Annotated in this window: 31 protein-coding genes and 1 tRNA gene; 19 read left to right on the forward strand and 13 right to left on the reverse strand. The window is 67.0% G+C overall.

Features of this window, described 5'->3' with window-relative positions; genetic code table 11:
• Window positions 1-9 precede the first annotated feature (9 nt).
• The 11 genes from rpsE to JHD82_RS04345 all read left to right on the forward strand — a co-directional run bounded on the left by rpsE (window position 10) and on the right by JHD82_RS04345 (window position 6,074).
• Window positions 10-531, forward strand: a complete 522-nt coding sequence (gene rpsE, locus JHD82_RS04295) for a 30S ribosomal protein S5 (RefSeq protein ID WP_012202971.1) — start codon at window positions 10-12, stop codon at window positions 529-531.
• Between the two features lie 14 nt (window positions 532-545).
• A complete protein-coding gene (gene rpmD, locus JHD82_RS04300) occupies window positions 546-728 on the forward strand; it encodes a 50S ribosomal protein L30 (RefSeq protein ID WP_012202972.1) in 183 nt (60 codons plus the stop codon).
• A gap of 11 nt (window positions 729-739) precedes the next feature.
• The gene (rplO, locus tag JHD82_RS04305; RefSeq protein ID WP_012202973.1) at window positions 740-1,171 is read left to right on the forward strand and encodes a 50S ribosomal protein L15; all 432 of its coding nucleotides are present in this window, start codon (window positions 740-742) and stop codon (window positions 1,169-1,171) included.
• 24 nt (window positions 1,172-1,195) lie between these two features.
• Window positions 1,196-2,515, forward strand: coding sequence for a preprotein translocase subunit SecY (gene secY / locus JHD82_RS04310; protein WP_012202974.1), 1,320 nt, complete (start codon window positions 1,196-1,198; stop codon window positions 2,513-2,515).
• Window positions 2,516-2,647: 132 nt separating this feature from the next.
• Window positions 2,648-2,761, forward strand: a complete 114-nt coding sequence (gene rpmJ, locus JHD82_RS04315; protein WP_003050535.1) for a 50S ribosomal protein L36 — start codon at window positions 2,648-2,650, stop codon at window positions 2,759-2,761.
• Between the two features lie 22 nt (window positions 2,762-2,783).
• Window positions 2,784-3,149 (forward strand): 30S ribosomal protein S13, encoded by a 366-nt coding sequence (gene rpsM, locus JHD82_RS04320; RefSeq protein WP_012202975.1) that lies wholly within the window; start codon window positions 2,784-2,786, stop codon window positions 3,147-3,149.
• An 18-nt stretch (window positions 3,150-3,167) separates the two neighbouring features.
• Window positions 3,168-3,572, forward strand: a complete 405-nt coding sequence (gene rpsK / locus JHD82_RS04325) for a 30S ribosomal protein S11 (RefSeq protein WP_012202976.1) — start codon at window positions 3,168-3,170, stop codon at window positions 3,570-3,572.
• Window positions 3,573-3,662: 90 nt separating this feature from the next.
• Window positions 3,663-4,286: a 30S ribosomal protein S4 gene (rpsD, locus tag JHD82_RS04330; protein ID WP_012202977.1), complete on the forward strand. Its 624-nt coding sequence runs from the start codon at window positions 3,663-3,665 to the stop codon at window positions 4,284-4,286.
• Between the two features lie 112 nt (window positions 4,287-4,398).
• Window positions 4,399-5,397, forward strand: coding sequence for a DNA-directed RNA polymerase subunit alpha (locus JHD82_RS04335; protein ID WP_012202978.1), 999 nt, complete (start codon window positions 4,399-4,401; stop codon window positions 5,395-5,397).
• Between the two features lie 186 nt (window positions 5,398-5,583).
• Window positions 5,584-5,976, forward strand: coding sequence for a 50S ribosomal protein L17 (gene rplQ / locus JHD82_RS04340; RefSeq protein WP_012202979.1), 393 nt, complete (start codon window positions 5,584-5,586; stop codon window positions 5,974-5,976).
• Window positions 5,977-5,997: 21 nt separating this feature from the next.
• Window positions 5,998-6,074 (forward strand) — tRNA-Met (locus JHD82_RS04345).
• A gap of 81 nt (window positions 6,075-6,155) precedes the next feature.
• On the opposite strand, the gene JHD82_RS04350 is transcribed toward JHD82_RS04345, so the two are convergent.
• Window positions 6,156-6,473 carry a hypothetical protein gene (locus JHD82_RS04350; protein ID WP_012202980.1) on the reverse strand — a complete coding sequence of 106 codons (318 nt, stop codon included), beginning with the start codon at window positions 6,471-6,473 and terminating at the stop codon, window positions 6,156-6,158.
• Between the two features lie 294 nt (window positions 6,474-6,767).
• Between JHD82_RS04350 and JHD82_RS04355 the strand changes: the two genes are divergently transcribed.
• Window positions 6,768-8,273: a DASS family sodium-coupled anion symporter gene (locus JHD82_RS04355; protein WP_034389959.1), complete on the forward strand. Its 1,506-nt coding sequence runs from the start codon at window positions 6,768-6,770 to the stop codon at window positions 8,271-8,273.
• A 12-nt stretch (window positions 8,274-8,285) separates the two neighbouring features.
• Here the strand turns inward: JHD82_RS04355 and JHD82_RS04360 are convergent, their stop codons facing one another.
• From JHD82_RS04360 to JHD82_RS04390, 7 genes are read right to left on the reverse strand one after another with little or no spacing between them, the layout of a single operon-like run.
• Window positions 8,286-8,873: an alkylhydroperoxidase domain protein gene (locus tag JHD82_RS04360; protein ID WP_199135525.1), complete on the reverse strand. Its 588-nt coding sequence runs from the start codon at window positions 8,871-8,873 to the stop codon at window positions 8,286-8,288.
• A complete protein-coding gene (locus tag JHD82_RS04365; protein ID WP_199135526.1) occupies window positions 8,870-9,574 on the reverse strand; it encodes a CMD domain protein in 705 nt (234 codons plus the stop codon). The genes JHD82_RS04360 and JHD82_RS04365 overlap by 4 nt, the downstream gene beginning before the upstream one ends.
• A complete protein-coding gene (locus JHD82_RS04370) occupies window positions 9,571-10,701 on the reverse strand; it encodes a putative FMN-dependent luciferase-like monooxygenase (protein ID WP_199135527.1) in 1,131 nt (376 codons plus the stop codon). The genes JHD82_RS04365 and JHD82_RS04370 overlap by 4 nt, the downstream gene beginning before the upstream one ends.
• Complete coding sequence (locus JHD82_RS04375) at window positions 10,682-12,373, reverse strand: ABC transporter ATP-binding protein (protein ID WP_123694346.1); 1,692 nt, start codon at window positions 12,371-12,373, stop codon at window positions 10,682-10,684. The genes JHD82_RS04370 and JHD82_RS04375 overlap by 20 nt, the downstream gene beginning before the upstream one ends.
• On the reverse strand, window positions 12,370-13,326 hold the full coding sequence (locus JHD82_RS04380) for an ABC transporter permease (RefSeq protein WP_199135528.1): 957 nt from the start codon (window positions 13,324-13,326) through the stop codon (window positions 12,370-12,372). The genes JHD82_RS04375 and JHD82_RS04380 overlap by 4 nt, the downstream gene beginning before the upstream one ends.
• Window positions 13,323-14,270, reverse strand: a complete 948-nt coding sequence (locus JHD82_RS04385) for an ABC transporter permease (protein WP_012202987.1) — start codon at window positions 14,268-14,270, stop codon at window positions 13,323-13,325. The genes JHD82_RS04380 and JHD82_RS04385 overlap by 4 nt, the downstream gene beginning before the upstream one ends.
• Before the next feature lie 28 nt (window positions 14,271-14,298).
• Window positions 14,299-15,972 (reverse strand): TIGR04028 family ABC transporter substrate-binding protein, encoded by a 1,674-nt coding sequence (locus JHD82_RS04390; RefSeq protein WP_199135529.1) that lies wholly within the window; start codon window positions 15,970-15,972, stop codon window positions 14,299-14,301.
• 252 nt (window positions 15,973-16,224) lie between these two features.
• Between JHD82_RS04390 and JHD82_RS04395 the strand changes: the two genes are divergently transcribed.
• The 3 genes from JHD82_RS04395 (at window position 16,225) to JHD82_RS04405 (ending at window position 19,014) form a co-directional block, all read left to right on the forward strand.
• The gene (locus JHD82_RS04395; protein WP_013804436.1) at window positions 16,225-16,776 is read left to right on the forward strand and encodes an OsmC family protein; all 552 of its coding nucleotides are present in this window, start codon (window positions 16,225-16,227) and stop codon (window positions 16,774-16,776) included.
• A 25-nt stretch (window positions 16,777-16,801) separates the two neighbouring features.
• On the forward strand, window positions 16,802-17,641 hold the full coding sequence (locus JHD82_RS04400) for a VOC family protein (RefSeq protein WP_199135530.1): 840 nt from the start codon (window positions 16,802-16,804) through the stop codon (window positions 17,639-17,641).
• Window positions 17,642-17,757: 116 nt separating this feature from the next.
• Window positions 17,758-19,014, forward strand: a complete 1,257-nt coding sequence (locus JHD82_RS04405; RefSeq protein ID WP_043783186.1) for an Hsp70 family protein — start codon at window positions 17,758-17,760, stop codon at window positions 19,012-19,014.
• On the opposite strand, the gene rsmI is transcribed toward JHD82_RS04405, so the two are convergent.
• Window positions 19,015-19,956 (reverse strand): 16S rRNA (cytidine(1402)-2'-O)-methyltransferase, encoded by a 942-nt coding sequence (rsmI, locus tag JHD82_RS04410; RefSeq protein ID WP_199135531.1) that lies wholly within the window; start codon window positions 19,954-19,956, stop codon window positions 19,015-19,017.
• On the opposite strand from rsmI, the gene JHD82_RS04415 reads away from it, so the two are divergent.
• The 3 genes from JHD82_RS04415 to JHD82_RS04425 all read left to right on the forward strand — a co-directional run bounded on the left by JHD82_RS04415 (window position 19,956) and on the right by JHD82_RS04425 (window position 21,782).
• Window positions 19,956-20,372 (forward strand): YraN family protein, encoded by a 417-nt coding sequence (locus JHD82_RS04415; protein WP_043820402.1) that lies wholly within the window; start codon window positions 19,956-19,958, stop codon window positions 20,370-20,372. The two genes, rsmI and JHD82_RS04415, sit on opposite strands and share 1 nt — an antisense overlap.
• Before the next feature lie 73 nt (window positions 20,373-20,445).
• The gene (locus JHD82_RS04420; RefSeq protein WP_012202994.1) at window positions 20,446-21,054 is read left to right on the forward strand and encodes an SIS domain-containing protein; all 609 of its coding nucleotides are present in this window, start codon (window positions 20,446-20,448) and stop codon (window positions 21,052-21,054) included.
• Window positions 21,051-21,782 (forward strand): BON domain-containing protein, encoded by a 732-nt coding sequence (locus JHD82_RS04425; RefSeq protein ID WP_199135532.1) that lies wholly within the window; start codon window positions 21,051-21,053, stop codon window positions 21,780-21,782. Before JHD82_RS04420 ends, JHD82_RS04425 begins: the two co-directional genes overlap by 4 nt.
• Window positions 21,783-22,005: 223 nt before the next feature.
• Here JHD82_RS04425 and JHD82_RS04430 read toward each other — a convergent pair whose 3' ends face one another.
• The 4 genes from JHD82_RS04430 to JHD82_RS04445 all read right to left on the reverse strand — a co-directional run bounded on the left by JHD82_RS04430 (window position 22,006) and on the right by JHD82_RS04445 (window position 26,004).
• A complete protein-coding gene (locus JHD82_RS04430; RefSeq protein WP_013804430.1) occupies window positions 22,006-22,917 on the reverse strand; it encodes an NAD(P)-dependent oxidoreductase in 912 nt (303 codons plus the stop codon).
• A 125-nt stretch (window positions 22,918-23,042) separates the two neighbouring features.
• Entirely contained in the window at window positions 23,043-24,179 is a 1,137-nt protein-coding gene (locus JHD82_RS04435; RefSeq protein ID WP_012202997.1) for a PilT/PilU family type 4a pilus ATPase, read from the reverse strand.
• A 117-nt stretch (window positions 24,180-24,296) separates the two neighbouring features.
• Window positions 24,297-24,929, reverse strand: a complete 633-nt coding sequence (locus tag JHD82_RS04440; protein ID WP_012202998.1) for a cyclic nucleotide-binding domain-containing protein — start codon at window positions 24,927-24,929, stop codon at window positions 24,297-24,299.
• A 31-nt stretch (window positions 24,930-24,960) separates the two neighbouring features.
• A complete protein-coding gene (locus JHD82_RS04445) occupies window positions 24,961-26,004 on the reverse strand; it encodes a type IV pilus twitching motility protein PilT (RefSeq protein ID WP_012202999.1) in 1,044 nt (347 codons plus the stop codon).
• A 37-nt stretch (window positions 26,005-26,041) separates the two neighbouring features.
• Here JHD82_RS04445 and JHD82_RS04450 point away from each other — a divergent pair, with 37 nt between their 5' ends.
• Window positions 26,042-26,767, forward strand: a complete 726-nt coding sequence (locus JHD82_RS04450; RefSeq protein ID WP_097203976.1) for a YggS family pyridoxal phosphate-dependent enzyme — start codon at window positions 26,042-26,044, stop codon at window positions 26,765-26,767.
• Window positions 26,768-26,791: the final 24 nt, after the last annotated feature.

The raw sequence follows: 26,791 nt of genomic DNA on the forward strand, positions 1-26,791 counted from the left end.
CGGATAGAAATGGCAAAGTTTTCTCCCAAGGTGCAAGACGAAGGTCGTGACGACGGTCTGCGCGAAAAAATGATCGCGGTGAACCGCGTCACCAAGGTTGTGAAGGGCGGTCGTATCCTCGGCTTCGCTGCACTGACCGTGGTTGGCGATGGTGATGGCCGCGTTGGCATGGGCAAGGGCAAGTCGAAGGAAGTGCCTGCAGCCGTGCAAAAGGCGATGGAAGAATCCCGTCGCAACATGATCAAGGTGTCTTTGAAGCACGGCACGATCCATCACACCGTGATGGGTCAGCATGGCGCAGCATCCGTGATGCTGAACCCCGCTCCCAAGGGTACCGGCATCATCGCCGGCGGCCCGATGCGCGCCGTTTTCGAAGTGCTGGGCATCACCGACATCGTGGCCAAGAGCCATGGTTCGTCGAATCCCTACAACATGGTCCGCGCGACTTTTGACGCTCTGAAGCACTCCACGACCCCTTCGGAAGTGGCAGCCAAGCGCGGCAAGTCGGTTGAAGACATCTTCACCGCCTGATCGGAGTCAATCACATGACAACGCAACAAACCGTGAAGGTGCAACTGGTGCGCAGCCCCATTGGCACCAAGGAATCGCACCGCGCCACCGTCCGTGGCCTGGGCCTGCGCAAGCTGAACAGCATCAGCGAACTGCAGGACACGCCTGCCGTGCGCGGCATGATCAACAAGATCAGCTACCTGGTCAAAGTTCTCTGAAAGGATTGATGATGGAACTCAATAGCATCAAGCCTGCAGAGGGCTCCAAGCACGCCAAGCGCCGTGTCGGTCGCGGCATCGGCTCCGGCCTGGGCAAGACTGCCGGCCGTGGTCACAAGGGTCAGAAGTCGCGTTCGGGTGGCTACCACAAGGTGGGCTTCGAAGGCGGTCAAATGCCTCTGCAGCGCCGTCTGCCCAAGCGTGGCTTCAAGTCGCATCTGCTGAAGTTCAATGCAGAAGTGACTCTGTCCGCTCTGGAACAGCTGGGCCTGGCCGAAGTCGATCTGGCAGCTCTGAAGCAAGCCGGTCTGGTTGGTGAAATCGCAAAGGTGGTCAAGATCATCAAGAGCGGTGAAATCAGCAAGGCTGTCAAGCTCAACGGCATCGGCGCTACCGCCGGCGCCAAGGCTGCCATCGAAGCTGCCGGTGGCAGCATCGCCTGATTAATGATCTGAAAGAAGACATCCGTGGCTACTAGCGCAGCTCAAATTGCAAAAACCGGAAAATTCGGCGATCTTCGCCGCCGTCTGGTTTTTCTGTTGCTCGCGCTGGTCGTTTACCGGATCGGGGCTCATATCCCCGTGCCGGGCATCGATCCAGCGCAGCTGCAGCAGCTGTTCAATGGCCAGCAGGGCGGCATTCTCAATCTGTTCAACATGTTCTCGGGTGGGGCGCTCTCGCGCTTCACGGTGTTCGCACTGGGGATCATGCCGTACATCTCGGCATCGATCATCATGCAGCTCATGACCTACGTGGTCCCTACATTCGAGCAGCTGAAAAAGGAAGGTGAATCGGGTCGTCGCAAGATCACCCAGTACACCCGCTACGGCACATTGGGCCTGGCGATTTTTCAGTCCCTGGGAATTGCCGTGGCTCTGGAAAGCTCCGCAGGTCTGGTTCTGAGCCCTGGCTTCGGCTTCCGCCTCACGGCGGTGGTCAGCCTGACGGCCGGCACCATGTTCCTGATGTGGCTCGGTGAACAGATCACGGAACGTGGTCTGGGCAACGGCATCTCGATCCTCATCTTTGGAGGTATCGCCGCAGGTCTGCCGAGCTCCATCGGTGGTCTGCTGGAGCTGGTGCGCACCGGTGCCATGAGCATCCTGGCCGCGATCTTCATCGTTCTCGTGGTGGCAGCCGTGACGTACTTCGTCGTGTTTGTCGAGCGGGGACAACGCAAGATCCTGGTGAACTATGCGCGTCGTCAGGTGGGTAACAAGGTGTATGGTGGCCAGTCTTCGCACTTGCCGCTGAAGCTGAACATGGCGGGGGTCATTCCTCCCATCTTCGCTTCCTCGATCATCTTGCTGCCGGCGACCGTTGTGAACTGGTTCAGTGCAGGGGAATCCATGCGCTGGCTGAAGGACATTGCTAGCACGCTGACCCCCGGTCAGCCGATCTATGTGATGCTCTACGCCACTGCCATCATCTTCTTCTGCTTCTTCTACACGGCCCTGGTGTTCAACAGCCGGGAAACCGCCGACAACCTGAAGAAGAGTGGTGCCTTCATCCCCGGGATCCGTCCCGGTGACCAGACGGCCCGCTACATTGACAAGATCCTGGTTCGCCTGACCCTGGCTGGCGCGGTGTACATCACATTCGTGTGCTTGTTGCCCGAGTTCCTGATCCTGAAGTACAACGTTCCGTTCTACTTCGGTGGCACATCACTGCTGATTATTGTGGTGGTGACCATGGACTTCATGGCCCAGGTGCAGAACTACATGATGTCGCAACAGTACGAATCGCTCCTCAAAAAGGCGAACTTCAAAGCGACACTTGGCAATTGAACTAAGTGATGGGCCTGGCCGGCGGTGCCGGCGGGTCCAGTAAGAGTTAGTAGACGCCCACTCGATCTATCCATCGCGGGCATGTTTCCCGGTCGATAGGCCGTAACGGATGTAGAGTTTTAGGAGAATGAAATGAGAGTTTCGGCTTCGGTCAAAAAAATCTGCCGTAACTGCAAGATCATCCGCCGCAAAGGTGTGGTGCGAGTGATCTGCACGGACCAGCGCCACAAGCAGCGCCAGGGTTGATAGGAAAGTTTGAGGACGAATAATGGCACGTATCGCTGGCATTAACATCCCGCCGCATCAGCACGCTGAAATCGGCCTGACCGCTATCTATGGGATCGGTCGCACCACTGCACGCAAGATCTGCGAAGCCGCTGGCATCGCATATTCCAAGAAAATCAAGGAACTGACTGACGGTGATCTGGAAAAGATCCGTGATCAGCTGACTTCCCTGACTCTGGAAGGTGATCTGCGTCGCGAAACAACGATGAACATCAAGCGTTTGATGGACATCGGTTGCTATCGCGGTTTCCGTCATCGTCGTGGCCTGCCCATGCGTGGTCAACGTACCCGCACGAATGCACGTACCCGCAAGGGTCCGCGCAAGGGTGCCGCGGCTTTGAAGAAATAAAGAGATTGAAAGATCACTATGGCTAAGTCTCCCGCAAACAACGCTGCACAGCGCGTTCGCAAGAAAGTCCGTAAGAACATTTCGGACGGCATTGCCCACGTGCACGCTTCGTTCAACAACACGATCATCACCATCACCGACCGCCAAGGCAACGCTTTGTCGTGGGCCTCGTCGGGTGGCCAGGGCTTCAAGGGTTCGCGCAAGTCGACTCCCTTCGCTGCCCAGGTGGCTTCGGAAGTGGCTGGTCGTGCTGCCATCGAACAGGGCATCAAGAACCTGGACGTCGAAATCAAGGGTCCGGGTCCTGGCCGTGAATCCTCGGTTCGCGCCCTGGGCGCCCTGGGCATCCGCATCACTTCCATCGCGGACGTGACGCCGGTTCCCCACAACGGCTGCCGCCCTCAAAAGCGCCGTCGTATCTAAGCTTTTTCACCAAGCCCACCGCCGCCCAGATGTGTAACATCGCGGGCGGCTCCCGTGCTTGTGCACGGCAGATGACACAAAGGAAATCAAGTGGCACGCTATATCGGCCCCAAGGCCAAACTCTCCCGCCGTGAAGGCACTGACCTGTTCCTGAAGAGCGCACGTCGCTCGATCGCCGACAAGTCCAAGTTCGACACCAAGCCCGGCCAGCACGGCCGCACTTCCGGTCAGCGTACTTCCGACTTCGGCCTGCAGCTGCGTGAAAAGCAGAAGGTCAAGCGCATGTACGGCGTGCTGGAAAAGCAATTCCGCCGCTACTTCGAAGCCGCTGACAAGAAGAAGGGCAACACCGGTGCCAATCTGCTGTCGCTGCTGGAGTCGCGTCTGGACAACGTGGTGTACCGCATGGGCTTCGGCTCGACCCGCTCGGAAGCGCGTCAGCTGGTGTCGCACAAGGCCATCACGGTCAACGGCCAATCCGTCAACATCCCTTCCTACATGGTGAAGGTGGGTGACGTGGTCGCCGTGCGTGAAAAGTCCAAGAAGCAGGCTCGTATCGTCGAAGCCCTGCAACTGGCTGGTCAAGTCGGTTTCCCCGCATGGGTGGAAGTGTCTGCCGACAAGGCTGAAGGCACGTTCAAGAAGTCGCCTGACCGCGACGAGTTCGGTGCAGACATCAACGAATCCCTGATCGTTGAGTTGTACTCGCGTTAATTCCGCGCAGCGACATTTCTGTAAAACCGTCCCCCAGCCGCGAGGCATCGCGCTGGGGTGCTTCACCAGCCTTACCGGTGTAACGAGCCGGGGGTATTGAGAGGAAGTCTGCATGCAAACCAATTTGCTGAAGCCCAAGACGATCAATGTCGAGCAGCTTGGCCACAATCGCGCCAAAGTTGTTCTGGAGCCGTTTGAGCGTGGCTACGGCCATACGCTGGGCAACGCCCTGCGCCGTGTCCTGCTCTCGTCCATGGTGGGTTACGCAGCGACGGAAGTGACGATTGCTGGTGTGTTGCACGAGTACTCGTCCATCGACGGTGTCCAGGAAGATGTGGTCAACATCCTGCTGAACCTCAAGGGTGTGGTGTTCAAGCTGCACAACCGCGATGAGGTCACGCTCTCGCTGCGCAAGGATGGCGAAGGCGTCGTGACGGCGCGCGACATCCAGACGCCCCACGACGTGGAAATCATCAACCCTGATCATGTCATCGCCAACCTGTCGCAAGGCGGCAAGCTGGACATGCAGATCAAGGTGGAGAAGGGCCGCGGCTATGTGCCCGGCAACGTGCGCCGCTATGGCGACGAGTCCACGAAGTCGATCGGCCGCATTGTGCTGGACGCTTCGTTCTCGCCCGTCAAGCGCGTGAGCTACGCCGTCGAATCGGCCCGCGTTGAACAACGCACCGACCTCGACAAGCTGGTGGTGGAGATCGAAACCAATGGTGCGATCACTGCCGAGGACGCCGTGCGCGCATCCGCCAAGATCCTGGTGGAACAGCTCGCCGTGTTCGCTCAGCTGGACGGCGGCGATATCGCCAGCGTCTTCGATGCTCCGGCCGGTGGCCGTGGTGCCGCAACCGCCTTTGATCCCATCTTGCTGCGTCCCGTGGACGAGCTGGAACTCACCGTGCGTTCGGCCAACTGCCTCAAGGCAGAGAACATCTACTACATCGGCGACCTGATCCAGCGTACCGAAAACGAGCTGCTCAAGACCCCCAACCTGGGTCGCAAGTCGCTCAACGAGATCAAGGAAGTCCTGGCTTCCCGCGGTCTGACGCTGGGCATGAAGCTTGAGAACTGGCCGCCTGCTGGCCTGGAAAAGCGCTAAGCACTATAATTGCGGGCTCTCCTTTTTGGAGAGCCTCAGTGCCTCGGGCAGTACCTGATACGGCTGCACGAATTAATCAACAACTTGCGCAAATTCGGTTGAGGCAAGCTGCAGATCCGGTAACGGTTCCAGGCTTGCATCCTTGTTTGCGCAAGCCCTAATTACATATTTTAGGAATAAAGCACCATGCGTCACGGTCACGGCCTCCGCAAACTCAATCGCACCTCTTCGCACCGCCTGGCGATGCTGAAGAACATGATGAATTCGCTCATCGAGCACGAAGCCATCAAGACCACCGTTCCCAAGGCCAAGGAACTGCGCCGCGTGATCGAGCCCATGATCACCCTGGCCAAGGTCGACACCGTTGCCAACCGCCGTCTGGCATTCGACCGCCTGCGCGACCGCGACAGCGTGACCAAGCTCTTCAACGAGCTGGGCCCCCGCTTCGCAAAGCGTCCTGGTGGCTACACCCGTATCCTGAAGATGGGCTTCCGCGTGGGCGACAACGCCCCCATGGCCTTCGTGGAACTGGTCGAGCGCGCTGAAGAAGGCGCCGCCGAAGCCAAGGCAGCTGAATAATCTGCTATAATTTTGGACTACCGCGCGATGGAGCAGTCTGGTAGCTCGTTGGGCTCATAACCCAAAGGTCGGAGGTTCAAATCCTTCTCGCGCAACCAAATTGAAAAGGGCTACGACACTGTCGTAGCCCTTTTTTCATGCCCTCGCGCCAGGGCAAAGGCCAGGCGGACAGCCCGGCATCAGCCGCCCAGCTGGTTGCCGATGCGCTGGCCCAGCCGCAGGCGCACGCGGTGGGCGATTTCCTGGGCGACCTCGGGGCTGAGCACTTCGCTGATGTGCAGCAGCTCGGTGTAGTGCATGTACAGAAGGCCGCGCAGGGTCTTGAATGCGGCCTCGTGCTCGGCGCCGCAGACGCTGGCGTCATTGGCCAGCACGCGCTCCACCACACCGGCCTGCAGCAGCGGGATCTTGCAGATGACGGCGTGGCGGGCGATCTCCAGGTCGATTTCCTGGAGCCGGCATTCCCATTCCTCGGGCAAGAATCGGTTGGCTGGCATGTCGGCTTTTCTCCTTTTTTCACTGCATGGGTACACCGGGGCGAAAGGCACCCGGTCTGGGGATGCTGTCATGTGAGCGGGGCTCGGTGGCCTGGGTCGCCAGGTTTACTGGCCCGGCCTTGATGCCTGTCAAACTTCGGTGGCGCAGGCGCCCGCTGGAAGCCGGGCTCATGCTGCACTGCATCATGATGTCAGTCATGCGGCGCGGCCGCCAGTGCCCGTGCAGGCTGGTGGGCTTTTGCTCCCGGCAGGCCATGCTCTCTCGGCGCCGCTCCGGCAACGCAAAGGATCCACATGCTCGAGAAGATCGCCTCGCTGTTCCGCTATTTCAAGGCGGCCGTGCCGTTCCGGCTGGTGCCGGCACTGATTGCCACCGCCGTGCTGTTCGGCCTGCTGCTGATGCCCGTGCCCGAGGGGCTGACGCCCAAGGGCTGGCAGCTGGTCGCCATTTTCCTGACCACCATCGTGGCCATCATCCTCAAGGTCATGCCCATCGGCGTGATGGCCTTGATGGCCATCGTCATCGTCTCGCTGTCCCAGGTCACCTCCGGCTCGTCCAAGGGTGCCATCACCGATGCGCTGAGCAGCTTTTCCAGCCCGCTGATCTGGCTGATCGTGGTGGCCATCCTGATCTCGCGCGGCCTCAAGAAGACGGGGCTGGGCAGCCGCATCGGCCTGATGTTCATCGCCCTGCTGGGCAAGCGCACCATCGGCATCGGCTACGGCCTGGCGATCTGCGAGCTGGTGCTGGCACCGTTCACCCCCAGCAACACGGCGCGCGGCGGCGGCATCGTGCACCCGATCATGAAGTCCATCGCCAATGCCTTCGAGTCGGACCCGGCCAAGGGTACGCAGGGCAAGGTGGGCACCTATCTGGCCCTGGTCAACTACCACGCCAATCCCATCACCTCGGCCATGTTCCTGACCGCCACCGCGCCCAACCCGCTGGTGGTGGATTTCGTGGCCAAGGCCACGGGCCAGGCCCTGCACCTGAGCTGGACCACCTGGGCGCTGTACATGCTGCTGCCGGGCCTGCTGTGCCTGCTGCTGATGCCGCTGGTGATCTACCTGCTGTCGCCGCCCGAGCTCAAGGCCACGCCCAATGCCGTGGAGTACGCGCGCAGCGAGATGGCGCGCATGGGGCCGCTGTCGGGCAAGGAGCGCGTGATGCTGGGCACCTTCGGCCTGATGCTGCTGCTGTGGGCCAACGTGCCGCAGATGCTGTTCGGCCCGGCCTTCGTGCTGGACCCCACCGTGGTCGCCTTCCTGGGCCTGTTCGTGTTGATCATCACGGGCACCATCGACTGGGATGACGTGCTGTCCGAGAAAAGCGCATGGGACACGCTGGTCTGGTTCGGCGCCCTGGTCATGCTGGCCGAGCAGCTCAACAAGCTCGGCGTGGTGTCCTGGTTTGCCGTGGGCATGAAGAACGCCATCGTCGCCAGCGGCCTGGACTGGCTGCCGGTGGCGGCCATCCTGGTGGGCGTGTTCGTGTTCTCGCACTACCTGTTCGCCAGCACCACGGCCCACATCAGCGCGATGATGCTGGCCTTCCTGACCGTGGGTGCGCAGCTGATTCCGGCCGACTATGTCGTGCCCTTCATGCTGATGATGACGGCCGGCTCGGCCATCATGATGACGCTGACCCACTACGCCACCGGCACCTCGCCCATCATCTTCGGCAGCGGCTACGTCACGCTGGGCAACTGGTGGCGTGTGGGTGCGGCCATGTGCGTGATCGAGCTGCTGATCTTTGCCGTGGTCGGCAGTGTCTGGTGGAAGCTGCTGGGCCTGTGGTGAGGGCGGGCGCCCTCAAGCCGTGGTCCGTGGCTCGCCCAGCGACAGCATGAGCCGGTTGGCCCAGTTGAAGAAGGCCGTGCCGTGCAGCACATCGGAGATGGCGGCATCGTCCAGGCCTGCGGTGCGCAGCGCATCGATGTGGGCGGGCTCCAGCGCAGGCGGCGTCTGGGTCAGCGCCACGGCCGCCGTGACGATGGCGTTCCAGCGCGGCCCCAGGTCCGTGCCCGGGCCTTCGTCGAGCAGGCGCTGCACGTCGCCGCCCCGGCGCGAGAAGTGCGTGGCAAAGCGCGCATGGACCGAGGCGCAGTAGATGCAGCCATTGGCGCGCGAGGTGGCCGGAGCGGCCAGCTCGCGCTCGGCACGCGGCAGGCCGGCGTCGGGGTTGTAGAAGATGTCCTTGTCGGTGCGCGTGCGCGCGCCCAGCGTGTCGGGGTCCCGCGCCAGCAGGCGGAAGTAGGGCGACTGCGCGCGTGAGGCATCGACCAGGCCTGCTTGGTGGCGCTCGGTCAGCTCGCTTTCTTCCAGCGGCTCAATCCATGGCAGCCAGTCGAGCTGTTCCTGGGTGAAGACCTGGGGAGCGGCGGAGTTCGTTGAGGTCATGGCTGGGCTTGCAGGGTGGTGGGTTGATGGGCTGCCTGGGGCGCGGGGCGTGCAGCCAGCACGCGCAACCCCGCCACCACGCGGATCTGGAAGGACAGGAAGGACGCCAGCTGGGACAGGATGACGATGTCCGTCTCGCTCCAGCCCGCCTGTTGCAGCGCCTGCAGGGCCCCGGCGCTGGCGTCGCGCGGGTGGTAGGCCAGCAGGTGGGCATGGGCCAGCGCCGCGGCCAGGCGCGGGCCCAGCAGTGCGGCGTGGGCCGGGTCCACGGCATAGGCGGGGCCGGGCTGGTCCTCGCGGCTCAGCGGGCCTGCCGGGTAGCTGCCGTAGGGGCCGTAGGGGCCGTGCGGGCCGCTGCCGGCCTGCAGGCTCTGGGCGCGGCCACGCACCACTTCGGACGCCACCACGGCGGCCAGTTCCGCATCCTCGGTGGCCAGCGCGCGTGTATAGAAGACGGCGCTGCGCGGCTCGCCATGCAGCCCGGCCGTGAAGGCGGCCAGGGCCAGCCGCTCGCGCAGCGAGACCGTGCCGGGCACGGGCTCGGCGGGCGTGAACAGGGCGGCAAAGCTTTGCTGGGCCTGCGTGCGTGCCTCGGAGCGGTGGCGGCGCACGCGGTCCAGGGCGCTGCCGGGTGTGATGTCGGCGAGGTGGTCGATCACGTCGCCGGGAAAGCGGGGCGTTGCGGTGGTGTTCATGGTCATGCGGCTTGCAGCAGTGCGGCCCGGACTGCGGGGAGGGAAGAGGGCGCTGGGGTGGACGTGGATGTGGACTCATCGGCACGGCGCCAGCCCAGGGCCGGTGCCACATGGGCGGCCGTCAGTTCGATGGAGCGCAGGATGGCGTCGTGCGGCGGGTCGATGGAATGCACCTGGAAGACGATGTCGCTCACGCGCGCCAGCGCCGTGTCGGCGCGCAGCGATGCGATGACCTCGTCGGGCGTGCCCACATGCACGTCGTAGGCGGCGATGAGATCGGCCAGCGGCGCCTGCGGATCGACACGGGCCGCCCACTGCGAGGGCTGGGCCGCATGGCGCAGGGCCACGCGGCGCAGGCCGGCCTCGGCCCAGCGCAGCGCCTCGTCTCGGCGGTCGGCCACGAACAGCGTGCGTGAGCCCAGGATGCGCGGCGCCCGCCCTGCGGGCAGGCGGGCGAGGTAGGCGTCGATGATGGGGTTCTGGATCTCGGACAGCGTGGCCTGCGGCGCACCTTCGGGCCGTGGCTGGGTGCGCGACAGCATCAGGCCGTCGCCGTTGGCCCCGGCCCGCGCGCCGCCCTCGGCCGAGAACGTGGCCTGCCAGACGCGCTCCAGCAGCTGCGGCGCGGCCGGGTACAGGCGCACGCCGCCGGCCAGCGCGCGCCCGGCCCAGGCGTCCTGCAGCACGCCGAAGTTGCGTGCGAAGACGGCGCCGCGCTCGGCGCCCTGCACGCCAAAGGCCTCGAAGGATTCGGCCGTGCCGCCCGTGCCCAGGCCCACCTCCAGGCGGCCGCCGGTCAGCAGGTCCAGCACGGCCGCGTCCTCTGCGACGCGCAGCGCGTTTTCCAGTGGCAGCGTGATCACGCCCGTTCCGATGCGGATGCGCCGCGTGCGCGCCGCCACATGGGCCAGAAAGACGAAGGGCGAGGGCAGGCCGCCCTCGCTTTCATGGAAATGGTGCTGGGCCACCCAGGCCGAGTCGAAGCCCTGGGCCTCGGCATGGGCGATCTGCTCGGCCACCAGGCGGTAGCGCTCGCCGGCCGGCGCATCGTCGAGCAGGCGGCTGAAAAAGCCCAGGCGCGGGCCGCTGCGGGAGCCGTGGCCACGGTTGGTATCAGGCGGGGTGAGGGACAAAATCAATGCTCCTTTTGCCGGGAATGGCGTCCATGAGTTCGCGCGTGTAGTCGCTGGTGGGGCGCTGGAACACTTCCTCCACGCTGCCCGCGTCCACCACCCGGCCCGCGCGCAGCACCGACACCGTGTCGGCAATCTGGCGCACCACGGCAAGGTCGTGCGAGATGAAGAGATAGGTCAGCCCCAGGTCCTGCTGCAGCTGGGCGAGCAGGGCCAGGATCTGCGCCTGCACCGTCACGTCCAGGGCCGATACGGCCTCGTCCAGCACCAGCACCTGCGGCTGCAGCACCAGGGCGCGCGCAATCGCCACGCGCTGGCGCTGGCCGCCCGACAGCGCATGCGGGCGCCGCTGCAGCACGGCGGCAGGCAGGCCCACGCGCTCCAGCATGTCGTGCACGCGCCGGCGGCGCTCATCGGCCGGCAGCGGGTCGAAGTTCAGCAGGGGCTCCTCGATGATGTCGAACACGCTCTGGCGCGGGTCCAGAGAACTGAACGGGTTCTGGTAGACCAGCTGCACGCGGCGGCGCAGCTGGCGCAGGGCCTCGCCGCGCAGGCCCGTGACCTCGGTGCCTTCGATGCGGATGCGGCCCGCCGTGGGCCGGCCCAGGCCCACGATGGCGCGGATGGTGGTGGTCTTGCCCGAGCCCGACTCGCCCACGATGGCATGCGTGCTGCCCCGGCGCACGCGCAGCGACACGCCGTCCACGGCACGGAAGATGCCGCGCCCGTGGGCCGATGCATGGCCGGGCGCCGCGAACTCGTGCACCAGGTCCTCGACCTCGATGGCCCAGTCATCGGCCGTGGCGGGCCTGGGCGTGCGGCGCGGCGCGGGCGCCAGCGAAGGCGCATCGGCCAGCAGCCGCCGCGTATAGGCGCTTTGCGGATTGCGCAGCAGCTCCAGCGTGGGGCCCTGCTCCTGGATGCGGCCGCCCTGCATGACGACCAGGCGGTGCGAGCGGTCGGCCGCCACGCCCAGGTCATGCGTGACCAGCAGCACGGCCGTGCCGGTCTCGCGGCGCAGCGCGTCGATCAGGTCCAGGATGCGCCGCTGCACAGTCACGTCCAGCGCGCTGGTGGGCTCGTCAGCAATGATGAGGGCGGGCCGCAGCGCGATGGCGATGGCGATCAGCACGCGCTGGCGCATGCCGCCCGACAGCTCGTGCGGATACTGGCGTGCGCGCAGCGCGGGCTGGGACAGCCCCACGCGGGCCAGCAGCTCCAGCACGCGCGCCTCCACGGCCGTGCGGTCGCGCAGGCCGTGGATGCGCAGGATCTCGCCCACCTGGTCGCCCACCGTGCGCACGGGGTTCAGCGACATGGTGGGGTCCTGCGGCACCAGGCTGACCACGCGGCCGCGGATGGCGTTCCAGCGTGCGGCCGGCCAGCCAGAGACCTCGGTGCCCTGCAGGCGGATGCTGCCGTGCTCGCGGTGGCCGTTGTCGGCCAAAAGGCCGATCACGGCCTGGGCCGTGGTGGTCTTGCCCGAGCCCGATTCGCCGACCAGGGCCACCACCTCGCCCGGCGCCACGGAAAACGACACGCCGTGCACCACGCGCTGCGCCTGGCCTGCGGCATCGCGGTAGGCCACGGCCAGGTCCTGCACTTCGAGCACGGGGGCGGTCGTTGCCACCGCTGGTGCGGCGTGGATGCGCTCCTCGATGGCGGCGCTCATGCAGGCCTCCGTGCGAAGGCCGTGGCGATGCGGTTGGCCGCCAGCACCACGGCCACCACGATCAGGCCCGGCGCCGTGGTCAGCCACCAGGCGGTGGCGATGTAGTTGCGGCCTTCGGCGATCAGCAGCCCCCATTCGGGCGTGGGCGGCGGCGCGCCGTAGCCCAGAAAACCCAGCGTGGAAATCGCAAGGATCGCCGAGCCGAACTGCAGCGCCGCCATGGCGATGACCGACGTCAGCGAGTTGGGCAGCACATGGCGCCACAGCACGGCGGCAAAGCGCCCGCCGCTGCCGAAAGCGGCCTCCACGTAGTCGGAGCGGCGCACGCGCACCACCTCCGAGCGCACCAGGCGCGCGAAGCTGGCCACCGAGACCACGCCCACGGCAATGGCCGCGTTGATGGTGCCAAAGCCCAGCACGATGATGATGGTCAGCGACAGCAGCAGCGAAGGCACGGCCAGCAGCACATCGACCAGGCGCATCAGCGCATCTTCCGTGCGCCCGCCCGTGGCCCCGGCCAGCAGGCCGATCAGCGTGCCCACGGCCAGGCCCACGCCCACGGCCACGAAGGCGCCCGACAGCGAATGCACGGCGCCATGCACCACGCGCGCCCACAGGTCGCGCCCCAGCGCGTCCGTGCCCAGCCAGTGCGCGGCGCTGGGCGCCAGCAACTGCTGGCCGGCCTGGCCCGCGATCGGGTTCTGGTGGGCAAACCAGCCGGGCGCCAGCGCCCACAGCGCGGCCACGGCAATCACCAGCCAGGCCAGGGCCAGCGTGGGCGGCAGGCGTTTCAGGGATTGCAGGCGGGCCGGCAAGGCGAAGCTGCGGCGCGGGGCGGCTGGCGCAGGGGCCAGGGACGACGCTGGCAGCGCCGTGGGAATGGGAGTAGAAGTGGCGGGCGCGGCCTGGGCATCCAGGGCCGGGGAAAGAGCGCTTGAGACGGCAGTGTTCATGGCCGGTTCTCCACGGAATGGCGCAGGCGCGGATCAAGCAGCGGGTACAGCAGATCCACGGCGAGGTTGATGAGTACGAAGGCGGCGGCCGAGACGACCACCACGGCCTGGAGCACGGCCGTGTCCTGATTGCCCACGGCCTGCTGGGTCAGCGTGCCCAGGCCGTTGAGGCCGAACACGGCCTCCGTCACCACGGCGCCGGCCAGCAGCTCGCCGAACAGCACGCCGGCAATGGTCAGCGTGGGCAGCAGGGCATTGCGTGCCACATGGCGCAGCAGCACCCAGCGGCGCGAGGCGCCCTTGGCCCGTGCCACGGCCACGAAGGGCTGGGCCAGCACGGCGTCGATATTGCGCAGCAGCACCTGGGCCAGCGGCGCCGAGATCGGCACGGCCAGGGTCAGCGTGGGCAGCACCAGTCCTTCCCAGGGGCCGGGATTGATCACGGCGATCCAGCCCAGGCGGAACGACACCACCTGGATCAGCATGATCCCCAGCCAGAACACGGGCACCGAGACAAAGACCGAAGGCAGCGAATACAGCGCGTTGCGCAGCCAGGCAAAGGGCGCCAGGCTGGCAGCCGCCGCCAGCGCCACGGCCAGCAGCGCGGCTGCGGCAAAGCCCAGGGCCGCGAGCTTGAGCGTGGGCGGCAGGCTGGTGGCCAGGCCCTGGCTCACCGGCACGCCGGCCTGCAGCGAATAGCCGAAATGGCCCGTGAGGAACTGGCCCAGCGTGTGCAGGTACTGCTGCCACACGGGCTGGTCCGAGCCGTACGCGGCGCGGATGTCGGCGATCTCCTGCGGGCCCAGGCCCAGCTCGGGGTTCAGGAACTTGATCAGCACGGCGTCGCCCGGCAGCAGCTGCAGCAGGATGAACGAGACCGTGAAGGCCGCCCACAGCACCAGGGCGGCCTGGGCGATGCGGCTGAGCAGATAGCGGCGCGGCATGGGAGTGGTTCCTCAGGGAGCGTTCCGGTCAGCGCCTGGCCAGCCAGGTGCTGTAGAAGCTGGGCCGGCCCACGGCCTCGAAGCCCACGTCGCGCACCCAGCCCGCGCCCGCAAAGGCCTGGGGTTCCTCGAAGATGGGGATCACATAGGCCTGGTCGATCAGGTAGTTCTGCACCTCGCCGGCCAGCGCCAGGCGCCTGGCGGCATCGGTCTCGGCCGCGATGGCGTCGAACAGGCCGTTGAGCCTGGTGTCCTCGAAGGACTTGACCTTCTGGCTCACGCCGCCCTTTTGCAGCAGCACGTTGCGGTTGGTCGGGTAGTAGTTGCTCTTGATCACGTCGGGATCGGCGCGGCCCACCATGCCGGGCAGCACGCCGGTCTTGTCGGGGTCCAGCGTGTCCACGGCGCGGCTGCCCGCGTCGCCCGAGAGCACGTTGAGCTTGACGCCGATGCGCGCCCACTGCTGGGCCACGAGCTGCAGCGTCTCCTTGTTCTGCGGCTGGGGCAGGGACTCGTAGGTGGACAGCACGAAATCGCGGCCGTCCTTCTGGCGCAGGCCGCTGGCGCCCAGCGTCCAGCCGGCCTCGTCCAGCAGCTGTTTCGCCTTGGCCTCGTCATAGGCCAGCTTGGCCGACAGGTCCACGAAGCCGGCCGCCGTGGAGGCAATCACCGAGCGCGCCTGCGGATAGCGCGGCGAGAACAGCGTATCCACGATCTCCTTGGCATTGGTGCCGTGCAGCAGCGCCTGGCGCACCTTGAGATCGGCCACCAGGGCGTTGTCCGGGCGGATGGCCACGCTGTTGTTCACGCCGCGCGTGGGCGGGGCGTAGATGCTGAACTTCTGGTCCTCGACGCGCTTTTCGTCATAGGCCTGGATCTGGCGGATCAGCCCGGCCTGCCCGGCCAGCAGCGCGCCGATGCGCACGCTGTCCTCGGGCGTGACGATGAACTTCACCTCGTCCAGCCGCGCGCGGCCCTGGTGGGCCAGCTTGGCGGGACCCCAGGCATAGTCCTTGCGCACCTTGAGCACCAGCTCCTTGCCCAGCGTCTCGCTGGCCACCACGAAGGGGCCGGAGCCGATGATGCGCGTGGCGTCGCCCAGCTCCTCGAAGGGGCGGTCCAGCGTGGCCGGCGAGACCAGGCCCGAGCCGATCACCGAAGTGCCCTGCAGGAAGCCCGGCGAAGGCTTTCTGAAGAAGAACTTCACCGTCAGCGGGTCGACCACCTCGCTGCGCTCGTAGTTGTTGATCACCTCGGACACGGGCTGCTTGAGCGCCTTGTTGCCCAGGCCATAGGTGTCGAAGTTGCGCGCCACGGCCGCCGCATCCAGCGGCGTGCCGTCGGAGAAGGTGACGCCGGGCCGCAGCTTGAAGCTGTACTCGGTGGCGTCGGCATTCACGGTCCAGGACTCGGCGATCCAGGGCTGGATCTCCAGCGTCTTCGGGTCCTGGTAGGTCAGCTTGTCGGTGATCTGGTTGAGCACGCCGCCATTGGGGTAGAAGCCCCCGGCCGGCGGATAGAGGTTGGTATGGGCCTGCTGCTCCAGGTAAACCAGGGTGCCGCCTTCCACGGGGCCGGCAGCCGCGCCCGCCTGGGCCGTATCGGCCTGCCTGGAGCACGCCGCCAGCAGCAGGCTGCTGCCCGCCAATACCGCTATCGCGGCCTTCCATGCCACCTGAGCCGCCTTCGATTGGGAAAACACGTTCGTACCTCGCCGCCGCTGGGGCGCTGAAAAACAAGACTGCCGGCCACAGGACCGGCTCCATGTTTTTCATGCTATCGATGCCAAATATTTGCGCTCATATATCGAGTTGCATCGTTATTTGGAAAACGACTAAGGGATGGGAGCCCCTGCATATCTGCCCAGTGCATAAGCGCAGACGGATTCGTTTGTTTGCCGCGCATGCGGCGGTCCCAACAATGGGCTGGTACTTCCTTCACCGAAAGCCCGTCCATGAGCCATCTCAACGAATACCTCGCCGAAAAGCGTGCCGCCGTGCTCGCCCGCAGCGCCGCCGTCGCGGCCGGCACGGCCCAGCCCGCCCACCTCAAGGCCCATGTGCGCGCCGAGGGCCGCAGCGGCGTGCGCCGCCTGCGCATCCGCGAGCACCAGGTCATCAGCGACAGCCCGCCCGACTTCGCGGGCTACAACCTCGGCCCCAGCTCGCCCGAGCTGCAGCTGGGCGTGCTGGGGACCTGCGTGACCCACATCTTTCTGATCCAGGCGGCCGAGCGCCAGGTGCCCGTGGAGAGCCTGGAGGTCGAGGTCACGGGCATCATCGACCCGCGCGGCGGCAAGCCCGGCCACGAGGCCACGCCCATCTGGCCGCATGAGATCGGCTACACCGTGCACATCGACTCGCCCGCCAGCCGCGCCGAGATCGATGCGCTGTTCGAGGCCGTGGAGCGCACCTGCCCCATCCTCAACCTGCTGCGCAATCCGCAGAACATCCGCGCCGAAGTGCGCCACACCGACTCCAGCGCCGCCGCGCGCCTGGCAGCCTGAACACCGTGCGGAAAGCACCCCTGCCATGACCCTGCCACTCGACCACATCGTCATCGCGGTCCAGGACCTGGAACGCACCATTGCCGACTACACCGCGCTGGGCTTCAACGTGCTGCGCGGCGGCGAGCATCCGGGCCGCTCCACGCACAACGCCCTGGTGGTGTTTGCCGACGGCGCCTATTTCGAACTCATCGCCTGGCGAGCGCCCGCGCCCGAGGAGCGCTGGTGGCAGCAGCTGCAGCGCCATGGCGAGGGCATTGTCGATTTCGCGCTGCTGCCCACCGAGACCGGCGCCGTGGTTGCCGCCGCCCAGGCGCGCGGCCTGGACTACGAGGCGCCCTACGAAGGCGGCCGCCTGCGCCCCGACGGCGCGCAGCTGCGCTGGCGCAATGCACGCGCCCGCAGCCAGGACCTGCCCTTTCTCTGCGGCGACCTCACGCCGCGCGCCCTGCGTGTGCCCGAAGGAGAGGCGCGCGTGCACCCCAACGGCGCCACCGGCGTGGCCCGGCTGTACGTGGCCGTGCATGACCTGCGCGCCAGCCTGGCACGCTGGCGCGCGCTGCTGGGCGAGGGCGCAGACATTGGCGAGGCCCGGCTGTCGGACGACGGCAGCGCCTACCGCGCATCGCTGAGGCTGGGCGCTACCGAACTGGGCGCCACCGAGCTGGTGCTGGCTGCGCCCGCCCAGGGCGTTGCCACGGGCGCCCTGGGCCACCGTCTGGCCACGCGCGGTGAAGGCCCTTATGCCATCGAGCTGGAGGTACGCCAGCCCGCGTCTGCGCTGGCGCTGGACGAGACCGCCACGCATGGCGCGCGCATCGTGCTGGCCCAGGTTTCCCCGGCCAGGGAAACCGCCGCCGCCTAGGCGAAATGCGTGGGCGCTAGAATGGCGCCCCGCTGACACCCATGCCCACCCCGGTGGGCGTTTTCGTTGCAGCCGCGGCCTTCCTTGAGGGGTGCCGCGGCGCGGCGCTGCTTGCCATGACGACTGCTTCCACTCCTGCCACGCTGGGCATAGATTTCGGTACCTCCAACTCCGCCATGGCCTGGCGCGCCCCCGGCCAGACCGCACGCCTGCTGCCACTGGAGGGCGATGCCTGCGGGATGCCCACGGCGCTGTTCTTCCATACGGACGAGCACAGCACCCATTTCGGGCGCGACGCCATGGCCCAGTACCTGGACGGCGAGCCGGGCCGGCTCATGCGCTCCCTCAAAAGCCTGCTGGGCAGTGCGCTGCTGCAGGAAAAGACGGCGGTGCACGACCAGTTCGTGAGCTACCAGGACATCATCGGCCTGTTCCTGCGCCGCGTGGCCGACCGGGCGCGTGCCTCGCTGGACGGCCGCCTGCCCGAGCGCGTGGTGCTGGGCCGGCCCGTGCATTTCGTGGACGACCATCCCGAGCGCGACCGCCAGGCGCAGCAAGCTCTGGCCGATGCCGCGCGCGCCGCAGGCCTGGGCGAAGTGGATTTCCAGATGGAGCCCATTGCCGCCGCGCTGGACTACGAGCAGCGCCTCACGCAGGAATCCGTGGTGCTGGTGGTGGACATCGGCGGCGGTACCTCCGACTTCACCGTCGTGCGCCTGGGTCCCGAGCAGGCTGGCCGCAGCGACCGCCGCGACGACATCCTGGCCACCAGCGGCGTGCACATCGGCGGCACGGACTTCGACCACCGGCTCAACCTGGCCCAGCTCATGCCCTTGCTGGGCTACCGGCACATCGGCCCCAGCGGCCGCGAAGTGCCCAGCCGCGTGTTCTTCGACCTCTCGACCTGGCACCTGATCCAGTGGCTGTATTCGCCCAAGGCCCTGGCCGAGGCGCGCAACCTGCGCACCGACTACAGCGACCAGCGCCTGCACAAGCGCCTGATGGAAGTGCTGGAACTGCGCGAAGGCCACCGCCTGGCCGCCGTGGTGGAGCAGGCCAAGATCGAGGCCTCCACGCGCCATGCCGAAGCGGCCATCGAGCTGGGCTGGCTGGAATCGGGCCTGTCCGCCGCCATCTCGCCCGAGGTACTGCACGAGCAGCTGCAAGGCCCGCTGCAACAGGTCGTGGCCTGCGCCCAGGACTGCCTGCGCCTGGCCGGCGTGGCGCCCCAGGCGCTGGACGCCATCTACCTCACGGGCGGCTCATCGGCCCTGCGCACGCTGCGTGATGCGCTGCGCGAGGCCTTCCCGGGCGTGCCGCAGGTCGAAGGCGACCTGTTCGGTGGCGTGGCCACCGGCCTCGCGTATGCCTGATCAATCCGCGTCGCCGTCCTCCTCGGCGGCCTGCTTGATCGCCAGCGCGGCGTCATAGAGGCGGTTGCGCGGTGCGCCCGTGATCTCGGCGGCCAGGCGCACGGCGGTCTTGGTGGGCAGCTCGGCCAGCAGCAGGCGCAGCACGCGCAGGGCGTCGCCGTCGGCCTCATCGCCACCCAGGGCCACCGGGTGCAGCACCACGGCGAATTCGCCCTTGCTGCGCTGGGGCACGGCCTGCAGCCAGGCCGGCAGCGCGCTGGCGGGCATGGTGGCAATGTCCTCGAACTGCTTGGTGATCTCGCGTGCCAGGGTCACCGGGCGCTCGCCCAGCGTGGCCAGCGCGGCGGCCAGGTCGGCAATGCGGTGGGGCGCCTCCAGCAGCACGGTGCAGCGCGGCTGCAGGGCCAGTTGCTGCACGGCGGCCAGGCGCTCGGCCGACTTGGTGGGCAGAAAGCCTGCGAAGACGAAACCTCCCTCGCCCTGTGAAGGCGTGACCGCGCCGGCCACGCTGATGGCGGCCGTGATGCTGCTGGCGCCGGGCAGCGGAATGCAGCGAAGGCCCGCGGCCTGCACGGCGGCGCACAGGCGTGCGCCGGGGTCGCTGACGCCGGGCGTGCCCGCATCGCTGACATAGGCGATGCGCTGGCCCTGCTGCAGCCGCGCCACGATCTGCTGGGCCGCCTCGGCCTCGTTGTGCTGGTGCACGGCCAGCAGCTGGCTGCCGGGCCGGTCCAGTCCATAGGAGCGCAGCAGGCCCTGCGTGTGGCGCGTGTCCTCGCAGGCCACGCAGTCCACCAGCTGCAGCACATGCAGGGCGCGCAGGCTGATGTCGGCCAGGTTGCCGATGGGAGTGGCCACCACGTAGAGGGCGCCCTGCGGATAATGCTGGGATGCCGCAGCATCCTTGGCTGCGCCCAGCGCGGTGGCGAAAGAGGTAGTCAATGGGTTTCCTTGCGAAAAAGCCGGCAGGCGCGGGGCCGTCTGCCCTCACGACCCGGCATCGGGGCCAGCAGGCCGAGGATGCGGCGCTGGCCCATCTGCAGGCGGCCGGCCTGCGTCTGGTCGAGCGCAATTATCGGACGCCGGGCCGCGGCGGCGGCGAGATCGACCTCATCGTGCAGGCGCGCGACGGCACCGTGGTCTTCGTCGAGGTGCGCAGCCGTGGCACGCGCGCGTTCGGCGGTGCCGGCGCCAGCATCGGTGCCACCAAGCAGCGGCGCATCGTATTTGCGGCGCGCCACTACCTGATGCGCTGGTCCGCGCCGCCACCTTGCCGCTTCGACGTGGTGCTGGTCGAGCCCGGCGCCGGGCCCTCCGTGCAGTGGCTGCAGGCCGCCTTTGACGCCGAAGGCGCCTGATCCGTTACCGCTGCAGCACAAATAACGCCTGGCTACGAAAGACTTCAAGGGCGGCAGTTATCATCGGGCCTCCATGCTTGAGCAACGTATCCAACAGCATTTCATCGACAGCGCCGACCTGAAATACCAGGCCGCCCAGGCGCTGAGCCAGCCCATTGCGGCGGCAGTGCAGGCCATGCTGGCCTGCGTGACCAGTGGCGGCAAGGTTCTGGCCTGCGGCGCGGGCGCCTCTGCCAGCGATGCCCAACTCTTCGCCGCCCTGTGCGTGGCCGGCTTCGAACGCGACCGGCCCGAGCTGGCTGCCGTGGCCCTGGTCTCCGACGGCGGCCTGCTGGGCACCGTGGGCGCCACGGGCTCGGGCGGCAACGCCACCCAGTACCTGGCGCGCCAGATACGCGCGCTGGGCCAGCCCGGCGACCTGCTGCTGGTGCTGTCCGCCACGGGCAACGACGTGGCCGTGCTGGAGGCGCTGGATGCCGCCCATGAGCGCGACATGATGGCCGTGGTGCTGACCGGCCGCACGGGCGGCTCCCTGGCCGGCCGCGTGCGCGAGACCGATGTTCTGATCTGCGTGCCGCACGACCGTGCGGCGCGCGTGCGCGAAACCCATACGCTGGTGCTGCACTGCCTGTGCGACGGCGTGGATGCCCAGTTACTTGGTGAACAGGAGATGCCTCTATGAAGTTCCGTTGGTCCCGCGCCGCCTGCGCCGTGCTCGCCGTCGCGTCCCTGGGCGCCGCCCTGTCGGGCTGCGTCGCCCTGGTGGGCGGCAGCGCCGTGATGGCCGGCATGTCGGTGGCGGACCGCCGCACCACCGGCACCCAGGTGGAAGACCAGGGCATCGAGCTGCGCGCCAACAACCGCATCGCCGAAGTGCTGGGCGACAAGGCCCATGTCAACGTCACCAGCTACAACCGCCAGGTGCTGCTGACCGGCGAGGCCGGCAATGAGGCCGACCGCCAGACCATCGAGAAGCTCGTGCGCGAGCAGCCCACGGTGCGCAATGTCTTCAACGAAGTGGTGGTGGCTCCCTTCACCTCCACGCTGAGCCAGCGCTCCAAGGACACGCTGATCACCACCCAGGTCAAGGCCAGCCTGCTGGACGCCAAGGACATCCAGGCCTCGGCCTTCAAGGTCGTGACCGAGAACAAGGTCGTCTTCCTGATGGGCATCGTCACCCCGCGCGAAGCCAAGCGCGGCGCCGAGATTGCACGCGGCATCAACGACGTGACCAAGGTCGTGCGCGTGGTGGAAGTCATCTCCGAGGACGAACTGGCCCGCATGCAGCCCCAGTCCGCCCCCGTGGTCACCGACGACTCCGGCAAGGCCGCCGCAGCCAGCGCTCCCACCAGCCTCTCGGAAAGCAGCCTGTCCACCCCCGCAGGCGTCACCGCCACCCCGGTGAAGTGATCACCGCCGCCTGAAAGCAAAAGCCGGAACATGTTCCGGCTTTTTTCATTGCTTACTGAGTCAGCCACTGCAACCGACCTTTGAAACCGGCGCGACCAAAAAGCCAGGGACGCCGAGCAAGAGCCGCCTCGCGGCGGGGGCGCCTAGCCGAGGGCGTCGTCCCCCTCCCCCGCGAAGCGGGTAGAGAGGCGCCGTGCAACGAGGGGGAAGCGGCGTAAGCCGCTCAGGGGGTGAGCCTCTTGATCAGGCTGGAGGTATCCCAGCGCCTGCCGCCCATCTGCTGCACATCGGCATAGAACTGGTCCACCAGGGCCGTGACGGGCAGGCGCGCGCCATTGCGCTGGGCTTCGGCCAGCACCAGGCCCAGGTCCTTGCGCATCCAGTCCACGGCAAAGCCGAAGTCGAACTTGCCTTCGGCCATGGTGCGGCCACGGTTGTCCATCTGCCAGCTCTGGGCGGCGCCCTTGCCGATGACATCGAGCACGCTGGGAATGTCCAGTCCCGCGCGCTGGCCGAAGGCGATGGCCTCGGACAGGCCCTGGACCAGGCCCGCGATGCAGATCTGGTTGACCATCTTGGTGAGCTGGCCGGCGCCGCTGTCGCCCATCAGCGTGCAGGCGCGCGAGAAGGCCATGGCCACGGGCTGCATGGTGGCGAAGGCGGCCTGGTCGCCGCCGCACATCACGGTGAGCTGGCCGTTCTGGGCGCCGGCCTGGCCGCCCGAGACGGGTGCGTCGATGAACTGCAGGCCCAGCTCCAGCCCGGCCGCATGCAGCTCGCGCGCCACTTCGGCCGATGCCGTCGTGTGGTCGGCGAAGATGGCGCCGCGGCGCATGCCAGCGAAGGCACCATCCGGCCCCAGCACGACCGAGCGCAGGTCATCGTCATTGCCCACGCAGCTGAACACGATGTCGGCGCCGGCCACGGCCTCGCGCGGCGTGGCCGCATGGCCGCCGTTGAACTCCTCGCACCAGGCGCGGGCCTTGGCCGGCGTGCGGTTGTAGACCGTGACGCGGTGGCCCGCCGTGGCCAGGTGGCCGGCCATGGGGTAGCCCATGACGCCCAGCCCGAGGAAGGCCACGGAAAGAGGGGCGGTGTCCGCATAGCTGCGGGCGGCGATGGAGGAGTCGGACATGGAAGCAATCCTGAGAGGTGGTGGGAGGCGGGTGGCGCAGGGCCGCGTCCGGCGCGGCCCTGGAAGGAGCCGGCATGCCGGCTCAGCGCACTGAAGGCGCGGTCAGGGCGTGCATGGCACGCCCCTCAGACGATGGCGAAATGCTCGGTGCCCGCCGCCAGGTCCAGCGACTTGGCGCGCTGGCTGCCCAGCTTGATCTGCAGCCGCAGGTCGTTGACCGAGTCGGCATTGCGCAGTGCATCCTCGTAGGTGACCAGGTTGGACTCGAACAGGTCGAACAGCGCCTGGTCGAAGGTCTGCATGCCCAGGTTGCGGCTTTTCTTCATGATCTCCTTGATCTCGGTGACCTCGCCCTTGAAGATCAGGTCGGAGATCAGCGGCGAGTTGAGCATCACCTCGATGGCGGCCACGCGGCCCTTGCTGTCCTGCTTGGGCAGCAGGCGCTGGGAGACCATGGCGCGCAGGTTCAGCGACAGGTCCATCAGCAGCTGCGGGCGGCGGTCTTCGGGGAAGAAGTTGACGATGCGGTCCAGCGCCTGGTTGGCGCTGTTGGCGTGCAGCGTGGCCAGGCACAGGTGGCCGGTTTCCGAGAAGGCGATGGCGTGCTCCATGGTCTCGCGGTCGCGGATTTCGCCCATCAGGATCACGTCCGGCGCCTGGCGCAGGGAGTTCTTGAGCGCCGCGTCCCAGCTGTCCGTGTCCAGGCCCACTTCGCGCTGCGTGACCACGCAGTTCTTGTGCGGGTGCACGAATTCGATGGGGTCCTCGATGGTCACGATGTGGCCGTAGGAGCTCTCGTTGCGCCAGTCCACCATGGCGGCCAGCGTGGTGGATTTGCCCGAGCCCGTGGCGCCGACCAGGATGCACAGGCCGCGCTTGGTCATGGCCACCTCCTTGAGCACCTGGGGCACGCCCAGGCTGTCGATGGTGGGCAGGGCCAGCGGAATCGTCCGCATCACCATGCCCACGCGGCCCTGCTGGATGAAGGCGTTGACGCGAAAGCGCCCTATGCCCGGCGGCGAGATGGCGAAGTTGCACTCCTTGGTGCGCTCGAAATCGGCGATCTGCTTGTCGCTCATGACCGAGCGCGCCAGCGTCAGCGTGTGCACGGGCGACAGCGGCTGCGGCGACACCTTGGTGATGCGCCCGTCGATCTTGATCGCCGGCGGGAATTCCGCCGTGATGAACAAGTCGCTGCCGTTGCGGCTGACCATGAGCTTGAGCAGGTCGTTGATGAACTTGGTGGCCTGATCTCTTTCCATTGCCGTATTCCCCCGGGCATTGCGCGCCGTTGTGGCGCACAGGTTGTTTTGTTATTTGCAGGTAGGCCGGTCCGGCCCGCAGGGGCCAGGCGTCCTCATATTCAACTCACTCACTGTCTATGTGTGCTGCTCTTCGCCCAGGCGCACGCTGATGGCGCGCAGCCGGAACGAGAGCTTGCGCGCCAGCAGCGCCATCAGCTTGGCGGCCAGCGCGGCGTCCTTGGCCATCATCTCGTCCAGCGCCTCGGCGCTGAGCACGCCGATCTCGCAGTCGGTCAGCGTGGTGCAGCTGGAAAAGCGCGGACCGCCGTCCAGCAGGGACATCTCGCCCAGGATGTCGCCGGGCCGCGTCTGCGCCAGGCGCATGCGCTCGCCCCAGGGCTGCTGGCGCTCCACGGCGATCTGGCCGGACAGCACCACGGCCATGAAGCTGCCGTTCTCTTCCTGGCGGATCACGTCGCGTTGCGGTGCCACGGCTGCGTAGATGAAATATTCGCTCAGCCGCTGCAGGCTGGCCGCATCCAGCTGGCCCAGGTAGCGGTCGCGCGACCACAGCTGCTCCAGCTGGCCCCCGCCGCCGCGCGGCAGCCGCGTGGCCCCTACCTCGATGGCGCGCGCCTCCCAGGGAACGGGAGGAGTGTGCGGGTCCATGAAGCCATGCGCCGCCAGCGTGGTCGTGAAGAAGGCCGACTCGGAGGCCGGGGCCGAAGGCTCCTGGCCGCTTCGCAGCTTGCGGAAAATGCTTTTCATGGCGCGTGGCGAGAGGCTGGGCGGGTGGCGGTCAGCCCGGGAAGTTGTCCGGTATCTTGGCCTTGGCGCGGGCTTCCGCGGGGCTGATCAGGTTGCGCCGCACCAGATCGGTCAGGTTCTGGTCCAGCGTCTGCATGCCCACATTCTGACTCGTCTGGATGGTGGAGTACATCTGGGCCACCTTGGCCTCGCGGATCAGGTTGCGGATGGCGCTGGTGCCCAGCATGATTTCGTGGGCCGCGATGCGGCCCTGGCCGTCCTTGGTCTTGCACAGCGTCTGCGAGATCACGGCCTGCAGCGATTCGGAGAGCATGGCGCGCACCATCTCCTTTTCCTCGGCGGGGAAGACGTCGATGATGCGGTCGATGGTCTTGGCGGCGCTGGAGGTGTGCAGGGTGCCGAAGACCAGGTGGCCCGTCTCGGCTGCGGTCATGGCCAGGCGGATGGTTTCCAGGTCACGCATTTCGCCCACCAGGATGGCGTCCGGGTCCTCGCGCAGTGCCGAGCGCAGTGCGGCCGAGAACGACTGCGTCATCGGCCCGACTTCACGCTGGTTGATCAGGCACTTCTTGGAGTCGTGCACGAATTCGATGGGGTCCTCCACCGTCAGGATGTGCCCGTACTCGGTCTCGTTGAGGTGGTTGACCATGCCGGCCAGCGTGGTGGACTTGCCCGAGCCCGTGGGGCCGGTCACCAGCACCAGGCCGCGCGGCTTCAGGGCCAGGTCGCCGAAGATGCGCGGTGCGTTGAGCTGCTCCAGCGTCAGGATCTTGCTGGGAATGGTCCGGAAGACGGCGGCCGCGCCCCGGTACTGGTTGAAGGCGTTGACACGAAAGCGCGCCAGCCCCTCGATCTCGAACGAGAAGTCCACCTCCAGGAACTCCTCGTAGGCCTTGCGCTGGGAGTCGCTCATGATGTCGTAGACCATGGCGTGGACCGTCTTGTGGTCCAGCGGATCGACATTGATGCGGCGCACATCGCCGTGCACACGGATCATCGGCGGCAGCCCCGCGGACAGGTGCAGGTCGGAGGCCTTGTTCTTGACGCTGAATGCCAGCAATTGGGTGATGTCCACGGAGTTCGCTCCCTCGTTTGGTACGCTGGCGGCAATTATGACGACGATTGAAAACAAGCTTCAACAGATTCACGAACGGATTGCCTCGGCCTGCGCGCAGGCGGGCAGGGCGTCCGGCTCGGTGCAATTGCTGTCCGTCTCCAAGACCTTCGGCGCCGACGCCGTGCGCGAGGCCGTGCTGGCCGGCGAGCGCAGCTTCGGCGAGAACTACATCCAGGAGGGCGTGGAAAAGATCGCCGCCGTGCGCGCCATGGGCCTGCCGGGCGGCGAGGCCCTGCAATGGCATTGCATAGGCCCCATCCAGAGCAACAAGACGCGCCTGGTGGCCGAGCATTTCGACTGGGCCCAGACCGTGGACCGCCTGAAGATCGCCGAGCGCCTGTCGGCCCAGCGCCCCGAGGGCCTGGCGCCGCTGCAGGTCTGCATCCAGCTGAACGTGGATGGCGGCGAGACCAAGGCCGGCGTGGCGCCGCAGCAGGCGCTGGAGCTGGCCGCTGCCATCGTGCAGCTGCCGCGCCTGGCGCTGCGCGGCGTGATGAGCATTCCCGACGATGCGCCGGGCTTCGAGGCCCAGCGCGAGGTGCATGCGCGCGCCACGGCCGTCTTCGAACAGATCCGCGCCAGCGGCCTGCCGGGGCTGGAGCGCTTCGACACGGTTTCCATGGGAATGACCGGCGACCTGGAAGCGGCCGTGGCCGCAGGCAGCACCATGGTGCGCGTGGGCAGCGGCATCTTTGGCCAACGAAACTACGCCCCGCATTGAGCGGGGCGTAGCTGGCTTGGCTGG

Source organism: Delftia sp. ASV31 (assembly GCF_016428765.1).
Classification (GTDB): Bacteria; Pseudomonadota; Gammaproteobacteria; order Burkholderiales; family Burkholderiaceae_C; genus Comamonas; species Comamonas acidovorans.